Here is a 9,524-nt window from a genome sequence, read left to right on the forward strand (position 1 = left end):
CTGCGAGGCGGCAACGCCGAATGGCTCTACGGTGCCCTCTACTGTGCCCGTGGACAGGCCGAAAACCTGATCAAGCGTCACAAGGGCCAACTGGCATCCGACCGCACAAGCTGTCGATCGCCACTGGCCAACCAGGTCCGCCTGGTGCTGCACACTGCCGCATACTGGCTGATGCTCACCCTGCGGGACGCCATCCCAGCCCCACAGCCGCTCGCCTCGGCCGAGTTCACCACGTTACGAAATCGTCTTCTGAAAATCGCCGGGCGTATCCTGGAAACCGCGACCCGTGTCCGTATCGCGTTTGCCGCCGCCTGTCCCGAAGCGGCGCTGTTCCGCAGTCTCGCCATCTCGATGCAGGCTGCCGGCCCGTGACAGACGGGGCTATCGCCCCCGAACGCGCCCCGTCCTCGCAACCCCAGCCGCAGCCATCCACCGTTTCAAAATGACACCGCCTCAACCCGGTGCGATCCCGCGCGCCCAAACCATAGAAGCGGAAAAATCCACGCAAAATACTCAATGCCGTGAATAAGATGGGTTAGGGGCCGTCAGGTCCTGTTATTTGGTTGCGGCGATGTAGGGAATGGAGAAAAAAAGAGGCGGCTGTTTTCCCATGCGTGTCGCGATAACTGCCATACCCCGATCCCTGTTCACAGATTTTCGATCAGGTTCTGGTGACAAAGGATCTGGTCCAAAAATCTTGCGGCGGCGAAATTGAGGAAACTCAGGAAAGGCAGGGCGCTCCTGTCGTAACGGGTTGCAATGCGCCGCATCTGTTTGGGGTGGTTGAGCAAGGCTGGCATCCAAATTATCAAAAGCTTCGGCAAACGTCGCCTTTTAAAAAAACGATACTCCCAAACTTTTATTTTGAAATAGTTTTCAAGCGGATGCCATGTTGTCCCGACGGGCGATAAGGAAAGACAGATCATGTCCCTGCGCATAAATGCCACCGATGCCCTGCTGATTATCGACATGCAGGCCGATTTCATGCCCGGTGGTCCCCTTGGCGTGCCGGAGGCGGACAGGCTGCTCACCCTTATCAATCCACTATGCGACCTGCCGTTTGGCGTGATTGTCACAACGCAGGACTGGCATCCGGCGGGACATATCTCCTTTGTCGCGCAGGGTGGTCCGTGGCCCGTGCATTGCGTGGCGGGCACGCCGGGTGCCGGTCTTTCGCCCGCGCTGGCGCAGACGCATGTCGGGGTGGTGCTGCGCAAGGGACTGCATCCCGATATCGACAGCTATTCTGCATTTGAAGACAACGATCATGTCAGCCGGACAGGACTGGATGGCCTGCTGAAGGGCAGGGGAATTATCCGCGTATTCGTGGTGGGTGTCGCACTGGATTACTGCGTGGCAGCGACCGCACGCGATGCGGTCCGGGCAGGGTTTGCAACCTTCGTCCTGCCCGATGCCTGCCGTGGCGTGCGGCAGCCCCCTGCGTCAGTACTGGACGCGCTGGGCATGGAAGGGGTCAGTCAGGCGGATGCCGTGGATTTGCTGGCATATAACCGAAAGTGAATGATATTCTGAAAATCAAAAGTTTTTGGTGAAGCGTTTTTCAAAAAGATTCGAAGAACGCTGCCTTTGAAAAAAGGTAGTTCCGGAAATGCCTGAGGTTTTTATCAACTGGTTATGTCGCAATGATTCCTCATTTATCCGACCACCAGCGAGATCATCATCGCGAATGCCAGCCCAAGCACGGCAATCAGCGTTTCAATCACAGACCATGTCTTTATGGTCTGCCCAACCGACAGGCCAAGGTATTCCTTGATCTGCCAGAAACCCGCGTCATTCAGTGGCCCCAGCGCCACGGACCCGGCCCCGGTCACGATCACCATCAGTTCGGGTGATGCCGCATGGGTACGCAGCAGGATCGGCCCGACAATACCGGCCGCCGTGCTCATGGCCACGGTGGCGGACCCGGTGGCCACACGCACTACCACCGCCAGCAGCCACGCCAGCACCAGCAGCGGCACATGCGCCCCCACCGCCAGATCGGTAATGGCCGATGACACGCCGCTATCAACCAGTTCCTGCCCGAAACCACCGCCCGCGCCAACCAGCAGCATGATCAGCGCGGTAGGAGCCAGGCAGTCATTAGTGAATTTCAGGATGGTTTCACGGCTGAACCCGCGTGCGGTGCCAAAGACCTGAAACGACAGCAGTGTCGCCAGCGCCAGGGCGATGTCGGTATTGCCGATAAAGTGCAGCGCATTGTTCAGCGGCGTATGCGCCCTCGCCACCAGATCTGCCATCGATCCCACCAGCATCAGGATGACAGGGGAAAGAATCGTCATGACCGTAATGCCGAAGCCGGGCATGTTTTCGGGCACGTCATGGTTGACGAACTGTGCCTCCAGCGCGGACGGCAGCACCGGCCCGATCCGACTGGCGATGAATCGTGCGTAAACCGGCCCGGCAAGGGCCGCCACCGGCGTGCCGATCACGATCCCCCACAGGATCGTCCGCCCGATATCCGCATGATAGGCCGACAGCGCCAGCAATGTTGCCGGATGGGGCGGGATCATGGCGTGGGTGACCGACAGCGCCGCCCCCATGGGCAGCGCCAGCAGCAGCAGCGGCGTGTTGGTCCGCCGCGCCAGCGTGAAGGCCAGCGGGATCAGCAGGACGAATCCAACCTCAAAAAACACCGGCAGCCCCACCAGCAGGCCGATCACCATCATGGCCCAGCTGACACGCTTCGTACCCGCAAGGCTGGTGATCGTGACCGCGATCCGGTCGGCGCCGCCCGATTCCGCCAGCATCTTGCCCAGCATGGTACCCAGCGCGATAACGGTCGCGACATGTCCCAGCACGCGCCCCGCGCCAGCTTCGAACGATGCAATGGCCTTCTGCGGCGGCATGCCCGCCCCCAGCGCCAGCGCCAGCGAAACCGCGAACAGCACGATGAAGGGATTGATCTTGAAACGCGCGATCAGAACCACGACGGCCAAGATCGCCAGTGATGCGAGGGAGAGTGCGAACAGGGATGACATTATGTTTTCTGTAACGAATTCATGCCCCATACAGGCCGGGGATGAGATTGAATGTCAACGCTGGAAGCCTTTTTTGCGCAATATTTGAACAAAAACACCTAATTTTCCTGCTACGATATTACACAGATGACAGGATGCCCTACCCCTCGGTGGGGGATGCGTATGCTGCTATCATGGCCCTTTGTCCTATGGAGCGCGCGTATTGCCATGATTATCCTTTCAGACGAAACGGCTGACATTCCAACGCCATCAGGCATGATGCGGATGCATGTTTTCCGTCCGGCCATTGCGGGACGCTTCCCCGGAATTGTCCTTTTTTCGGAGATCTATCAGGTGACGGCCCCCATCCGCCGGCTTGCGGCCATGATGGCGGGCTTGGGGCATGTGGTCTGCGTGCCTGAAGTCTATCATGAATACGAACCGGCCGGGACCGTCCTGGCCTATGACAGACCGGGCACCGACCGGGGTAATTTCCTGAAACACGAAAAACCGCTTGCGGCCTATGACCATGATGCGCGCGCGGCGCTGGACTGGCTGGAATCCTGCCCGCACTGCACTGGCGCGCTGGCGACGATGGGCGTGTGCCTTGGTGGCCATCTGGCCTTTCGCGCGGCCCTTGACCCGCGCGTGCGGGCGACGGTGTGTTTCTATGCTACCGATATCCATGCCCACAGCCTTGGCCATGGCAGATGCGACGATACGCTGGCCCGGGTTGGTGAAATGAAGGGGGAGGCGTTCCTTGTCTGGGGGCGGCAGGACCCGCATGTGCCCTTTGCCGGTCGGCAGATGATCCGCGACGCGCTGGAACAGGCGTGTACCCGTTACGAATGGCATGAATTCAATGCCCAGCACGCCTTCCTGCGTGATGAGGGCCATCGCTACGATTCCGCCCTGTTCCTGCAGTGCATGGACATGGCCCGGGCCTTTCTGGGCCGTATCATGCATCTCAGCGCGTAAGCATGCCCGCCAGTATGACCAGGGCGATGACAAGGCCGGTTTCGCGGTTGAAGCGGAACAGGCGCAGGCACCCGGCTGGATCCCGCGCGTCCAGTCGGCTGACCTGCCATGCCAGCAGCACGGCGGGCAGGGGCAGCGCCAGCCAGAACCCGTAACCTGTATGGGAAAGCCACCCCTCCGCCCCCAGTCCCGCAACCGTCAGCGCATAGCATATGCCCACGAACAGCCGCGCATGCCCGGCCATGAGGCGCGACGTGGACCGCACGCCAATGCGGGCGTCATCCTCCATGTCCTGAAAGCCATAGATCGTATCGAAGCCAAGCTGCCACACGATGGTTGCGGCATACAGCGCGAACAGGGCGGGGGCGATCCGGTCCGCCGCCGCCGTATAGCCCAGCGGCGCGCCAAAGCCGAACGTGAAACCCATGACCAACTGTGGCCACCACGTTACCCGCTTGGCCAGCGGGTAAAGCCCGACAAGGATGAGCGAGGACGCGCCCAGCACCTGCGACAGGGTATTGAGGTTCATGAGGATGTTGAACCCGATCAGCAGCAGCGCCGCGAGGAACAGCGCCGCCTCGCGCATTGACAGCGCGCCCGATGCAAGCGGTCGGCCCGCCGTGCGCGCCACCTGCCGGTCAATGTCGCGGTCCCACATGTCATTGACCACGCAGCCTGCGCCACGCATCACGACACTGCCGATACCGAACAGCACGATCAGGAAAATACGCTGCGACATCGGCACACCCGCAGGCAGCAGGATGCCCCATATACCCGGCAGGAACAGCAGCCACGTGCCAATCGGCCGGTCCAGTCGCGCCAGCAGCGCATAGGGGCGCAGGCGCACGGGCAGGCGGCCGATCCAGCCATCCACCCTGATATCCGTATGGGGTACAGGCTGGTCCACGGTGCAACTCCTTCAGGCTTGATGGCGGCAGGGAACAGGGTTTGCCGATGACGGATCGCCCCATGGCTGCTAATGGCGAAACAGATGGGCCGGAAGACCCCGCCGGGTCAAGGCCGGCCCCGGTGCCATGCAAGTACGAAAGGTGACCACCCGGCATGAGGGACTGCCCCCGACTGTTCATTTCCCCCGAAACGATTGCCCCGATGGGGGCCGGCGCCATGCTGGATCTGGAACCGGGACAGGCCCATTACCTTGGCACCGTCCTGCGGCAGCAGGCGGGGGCGGCGATCGCCCTGTTCAATGCGCGCGATGGGGAATGGCAGGGCGTCATCGACCACCTGCGCCGGGACCGCTGCCGCATCCGGCTGGTGGAACAGACTCGCGCGCCCGTGGCGACACTGGGTGTGTGCCTGCTGTTTGCGCCGCTCAAGCGTGATGCGACCGAAACGGTCATCCGCATGGGCACTGAACTGGGGGTGACGCGTTTCCGCCCGGTGGTAAGTGAACGCACCAATACCCATCGAATCAATGCGGCCCGCCTGCAAAGTATAGCGGTTGAAGCCGCCGAACAGTGCGAGCGGCTGGACGTGCCCACCATCGACCCGCTGGCGGACCTGCCGGTCGTGCTGTCCCAATGGCCTGAAGACATAAGTCTTTTTGCTGCCCTTGAACGGAGCAATGCCCCGGCCGTTCCCGTCATGGCGCGGCCGGGGGACTGTGTGCTGATTGGTCCCGAAGGCGGTTTTTCCCCGCGTGAACACGACATGCTGCGCGCGCGTCCGTTCGTGCGCCCGCTGTCACTGGGGGATCTTGTGCTGCGGGCGGATACGGCGGCGCTGGCTCTTGTCGGGGCTGGCCTCAAGGCCTTATGAGGGATGGGTCAATAAACACCTGCCCCCTCCGGCATGCGCGTTCAGCCTGTCGCCGGCGTTAATCTGACTGTCATTTGAGGATATTGCCCCCGCCATGTCGAATCCCGGCGCGCATAATTCAACCGTAATCGAATCATTTGACCAGATGGTCGCAATTCTGGCGGCAGGTGCCCGGCCCCGGTCCGAATGGCGGATCGGCACGGAACATGAAAAATTCGGCTTTGTGCGGCCCGACGCCGCAACACCCCAGCGCAGGGCCTGGTCCTCGCCCCCCTATGCCCCGCAGGGGATCGAGGCGCTGCTGCGCGGACTGGCGGCGGAAGATGGCGGCAGGCGGTGGGAAGGAATCATCGATCGTGGCGCGCTAATCGGCCTGAAGGGGCAGGCGGATGCAAAAGGCGGTTCGATTTCGCTGGAACCGGGGGGGCAGTTTGAACTGTCCGGCGCGCCGCTGGTCTCCCTGCATGATACCGAATCCGAAATGGATCACCATTTTGCCGCCATCCGCCCGATCTGCGACCGGCTGGGCATCGGTTTCGCCCCGCTGGGCTTCCACCCCACCGCGCGGCGGTCGGATATTCCGTGGATGCCCAAAAGCCGTTACGCCATCATGCGCGACTACATGCCCAAGGTGGGTACGCTTGGGCTGGACATGATGCTGCGGACCTGCACGGTGCAGGTCAATCTTGATTTCGGGTCCGAAGCGGACATGGCGCGCAAGATGCGGGTCTCGCTGGCGTTACAGCCGGTGGCGACGGCGCTGTTCGCCAGTTCCCCGTTTTATGAAGGCCACCCTAACGGCTATCTGTCCAATCGCGGGCGTGTGTGGACCGATACCGATAATGCACGCGCGGGCATGCCGCGTCGTTTCATGGAAGATGGTTTCAGTTTTGCGACTTATGTGGACTGGCTGCTGGATGTGCCGATGTATTTCGTCACCCGCGATGACCGGCTGATTGATGTCGCGGGCTGTTCGTTCCGGGACTGGCTGGCGGGACGCTGCCCGCGTGGGCTGGAGGACACGCGCCCGACCATAGGCGATTTCGAGGACCATATGACCACCGCCTTCCCTGATGTGCGCCTGAAGCAGTTTCTGGAAATGCGGGGCGCGGATGCCGGGTCGCCTGCCATGATGCTGGCGCAGTCAGCGCTATGGACCGGCCTGCTGTATGATGACGCCACCGTGCATGCCGCTGAAAAGCTGGTGCTGGAACATGGGTGGGACGACTATATCGCCATTCGTGGCGCGGTACCGCGCACTGGTCTGGACACGCCATGGGGGCAGGGCACGCTGCGCCCGCTTGCCGCGCGCATGATCGAACTGGCGACAGACGGATTGCGCGCGCGCGGTCTGCGCGATGCGCAGGGACGTGACGAGACCCGGCACCTTGCCCCCCTGCATGAAATCGCGGCCGGTGGCCCCACGCAGGCGGAAGCGTGGCTTGCGGCCTATCATGGCCGGTGGAAGGGCGATGTGACCCATATCTTTGCCGAGGCCGCTGTCTGAGACGGCAGGGGCAGCCGGATGTGTTTTCAGTAAATGTAATCGAGAAGCATAATCACTTTCGGCCATTACTTTGAAAATACAAATGATAATGATTTTTAAATTGACAATATTCTTGAGGTGATGCAAAAATTTATGCATAGACTGGATAATGCGTAAATTTTCGTCCCTGACCGATCAGGAAATCCTCGCGCTGGCCATCTCCAATGAGGAGGAAGACGGGCGCATCTATTCTGATTTTGCTTACGCATTGCGCGAAAAATATCCCGATACGTCCAAGATATTTACCGACATGTCGGTAGAAGAGGACAGCCACCGCCGCGACCTGATCGACCTGTACGCCAGCCGGTTCGGCCCCCACATCCCGCTGATCCGGCGGCAGGATATTGCGGATTTCATCGTGCGCAAGCCCGCATGGCAGGTCCAGACACAGGGGATCGAGGCCGTGCGCCAGCATGCCCGGCAGATGGAAATGGATGCCGCGCGCTTCTACCGTCAGGCCGCGCTGCGCACCACAGATGCCGCCACGCGCAGGCTGCTGGGTGACCTGGCCCATGCCGAGGACCAGCACGAACAGGCCGCCAACGCCATAGAACTGGACCGCCTGCCAACCAGCAAACGCGAAAGCGAGGACGAGGACGCGCGCCGCCGCTTCGTGCTGCAGGTCATCCAGCCCGGTCTTGTGGGGCTTATGGATGGATCGGTGTCCACGCTAGCCCCGGTCTTTGCGGCGGCTTTCGCCACACACCAGCCATGGAACGCGTTTCTTGTCGGTATGGCGGCGTCAGTGGGGGCGGGGATTTCCATGGGCTTTGCCGAAGCCCTGTCCGATGATGGCAAGCTGTCGGGCCGTGGCGCGCCACTGCTGCGCGGGCTGATATGCGGGCTTATGACCACCGCGGGGGGGATTGGTCATACGCTGCCGTTTTTGATCGACAATTTTTCCACCGCCATGATTGCCGCCGTGATCGTTGTGGTGATCGAACTGTTCGTGATTTCGTGGATCCGCTGGCGGTATCAGGAAACGCCGTTCGGTTCGGCCATCGTGCAGATTGTCATTGGCGGGCTGCTGGTATTCGTGGCCGGCGTGCTGATCGGCAGTTCCTGATCGGCCCGCCTTGATCTTACCCCGATGATTGGGCACCAGTGGGCGGGTACTTCCCGTATGGATCGTCCCGTATCATGAGATTTTCCCCTACCATCGCCGCCTGTGGACTGGCCTGCCTGCTTGCCGGTGGTGGCCTTGTGCCCATCGCCCATGCGCAGGAACAGATGGCCGTTGGCGCATCGGATCAGGACCATGCCCTGCTGGAACGTGTTGAGCGGCATCTGGATGCGATCAGCCTGCTCAAGGCCCGATTCCGCCAGACAGCTCCCGATGGCAAGCAGAGCACCGGGACCGCGTGGATCGACCGGACGAATCGCCGCATGCGGTTCCAGTATGATCCCCCCAGCCCGCTGCTGCTGGTGGCCAATCATGATCAGGTCGTATTCAACGACAGCCAGCTGGACCAGACCACCACCATGCCCATGGACAAGACGCCGCTTGGCCTGCTGCTGCGTCCACACCTGCAACTGTCGGGGGATGTGACGGTCACCGGCCTGTCGCGTGAGGGCAATGTGCTGGAAATTACGGTCGTGCGCACCGATTCCCCCGGTGATGGCAGCATGACGCTGATCTTCCATGACAGCCCGCTGCTGCTGCGTGGCTGGATCATCCAGGACGCCCAGCAGGAAACCACCCGTGTCGATCTGCTTGATGCCTCGACAGGTGGTCCCATGCCGCCGGATTCCCTGTTCAGCACCGACCTGCCGGAACAGCACTGATCCTGATCGTACCCGTCAGGGCTGTATAATAAGAAAGTTTTTGGTGAAGCTTTTTTCAGGGTCTGTTGGGAATTAACGCGAATTGATGATTGCGGCGGTGAGATAAATCATCGCTGCGAATGATCTGTCGGTCTTGTCGCTTCGCATGGCGATGCGCTTGAACTCCTTGAGCTTGCAGAAGAAGTTCTCGATGAGATGGCGCGCCTTGAACAGGGCTCCATCGAAGGATCGCCTGTCGAGGCGGTTCCGACGCTGGGGAATGACCACGCGGGCTCCTTGCGCGCGTATGGTGTCCACGATCCAGTGGACATCGAACGCCTTGTCAGCAAGAAGTCCCTCGAAATCAGCCGGTTCGAGAAGCGGCGCCACCCCGACCGTGTCGTAATGCTGGCCGGGGATAAGCGTAAAGCGTACCAGATTGCCCAGGGCGTCAGTCATGGCGATGATCTTGGTGGACC

At 61.2% G+C, this 9,524-nt stretch carries 11 protein-coding genes; 7 read left to right on the forward strand and 4 right to left on the reverse strand.

Going from position 1 to position 9,524, the window contains the following annotated elements; all coding sequences use genetic code 11:
- A partial coding sequence (locus tag GEU01_RS17225) for an IS1380 family transposase (protein ID WP_019087071.1) occupies positions 1–372 on the forward strand: 372 nt, incomplete at its 5' end.
- 275 nt (positions 373–647) lie between these two features.
- Here GEU01_RS17225 and GEU01_RS24745 read toward each other — a convergent pair.
- Positions 648–926: a hypothetical protein gene (locus GEU01_RS24745; RefSeq protein ID WP_157212881.1), complete on the reverse strand. Its 279-nt coding sequence runs from the start codon at positions 924–926 to the stop codon at positions 648–650.
- Between GEU01_RS24745 and GEU01_RS17235 the strand changes: the two genes are divergently transcribed.
- Positions 925–1,521, forward strand: a complete 597-nt coding sequence (locus GEU01_RS17235) for a nicotinamidase (protein ID WP_019087073.1) — start codon at positions 925–927, stop codon at positions 1,519–1,521. The two genes, GEU01_RS24745 and GEU01_RS17235, sit on opposite strands and share 2 nt — an antisense overlap.
- A 134-nt stretch (positions 1,522–1,655) precedes the next feature.
- On the opposite strand, the gene GEU01_RS17240 is transcribed toward GEU01_RS17235, so the two are convergent.
- Positions 1,656–2,999, reverse strand: a complete 1,344-nt coding sequence (locus GEU01_RS17240; protein ID WP_019087074.1) for a GntT/GntP/DsdX family permease — start codon at positions 2,997–2,999, stop codon at positions 1,656–1,658.
- Between the two features lie 207 nt (positions 3,000–3,206).
- Here GEU01_RS17240 and GEU01_RS17245 point away from each other — a divergent pair, with 207 nt between their 5' ends.
- A complete protein-coding gene (locus GEU01_RS17245) occupies positions 3,207–3,956 on the forward strand; it encodes a dienelactone hydrolase family protein (protein WP_026018834.1) in 750 nt (249 codons plus the stop codon).
- On the opposite strand, the gene ubiA is transcribed toward GEU01_RS17245, so the two are convergent.
- On the reverse strand, positions 3,946–4,863 hold the full coding sequence (gene ubiA, locus GEU01_RS17250) for a 4-hydroxybenzoate octaprenyltransferase (RefSeq protein ID WP_019087076.1): 918 nt from the start codon (positions 4,861–4,863) through the stop codon (positions 3,946–3,948). The genes GEU01_RS17245 and ubiA overlap by 11 nt on opposite strands.
- A gap of 155 nt (positions 4,864–5,018) precedes the next feature.
- Between ubiA and GEU01_RS17255 the strand changes: the two genes are divergently transcribed.
- The 4 genes from GEU01_RS17255 (at position 5,019) to GEU01_RS17270 (ending at position 9,066) form a co-directional block, all read left to right on the forward strand.
- Entirely contained in the window at positions 5,019–5,735 is a 717-nt protein-coding gene (locus GEU01_RS17255) for a 16S rRNA (uracil(1498)-N(3))-methyltransferase (RefSeq protein ID WP_019087077.1), read from the forward strand.
- Positions 5,736–5,829: 94 nt separating this feature from the next.
- The gene (locus GEU01_RS17260) at positions 5,830–7,242 is read left to right on the forward strand and encodes a glutamate--cysteine ligase (RefSeq protein ID WP_019087078.1); all 1,413 of its coding nucleotides are present in this window, start codon (positions 5,830–5,832) and stop codon (positions 7,240–7,242) included.
- A 148-nt stretch (positions 7,243–7,390) separates the two neighbouring features.
- Positions 7,391–8,347: an iron exporter MbfA gene (gene mbfA / locus GEU01_RS17265; RefSeq protein ID WP_019087079.1), complete on the forward strand. Its 957-nt coding sequence runs from the start codon at positions 7,391–7,393 to the stop codon at positions 8,345–8,347.
- 74 nt (positions 8,348–8,421) lie between these two features.
- Entirely contained in the window at positions 8,422–9,066 is a 645-nt protein-coding gene (locus GEU01_RS17270; RefSeq protein WP_019087080.1) for a LolA family protein, read from the forward strand.
- Between the two features lie 72 nt (positions 9,067–9,138).
- Here the strand turns inward: GEU01_RS17270 and GEU01_RS17275 are convergent.
- Positions 9,139–9,524 (reverse strand): IS5/IS1182 family transposase (locus GEU01_RS17275; protein WP_019087081.1); only part of this gene is annotated, 386 nt, incomplete at its 5' end.

It is taken from the genome of Komagataeibacter europaeus LMG 18890 (assembly GCF_000285295.1).
GTDB classification, from domain to species: Bacteria; Pseudomonadota; Alphaproteobacteria; order Acetobacterales; family Acetobacteraceae; genus Komagataeibacter; species Komagataeibacter europaeus.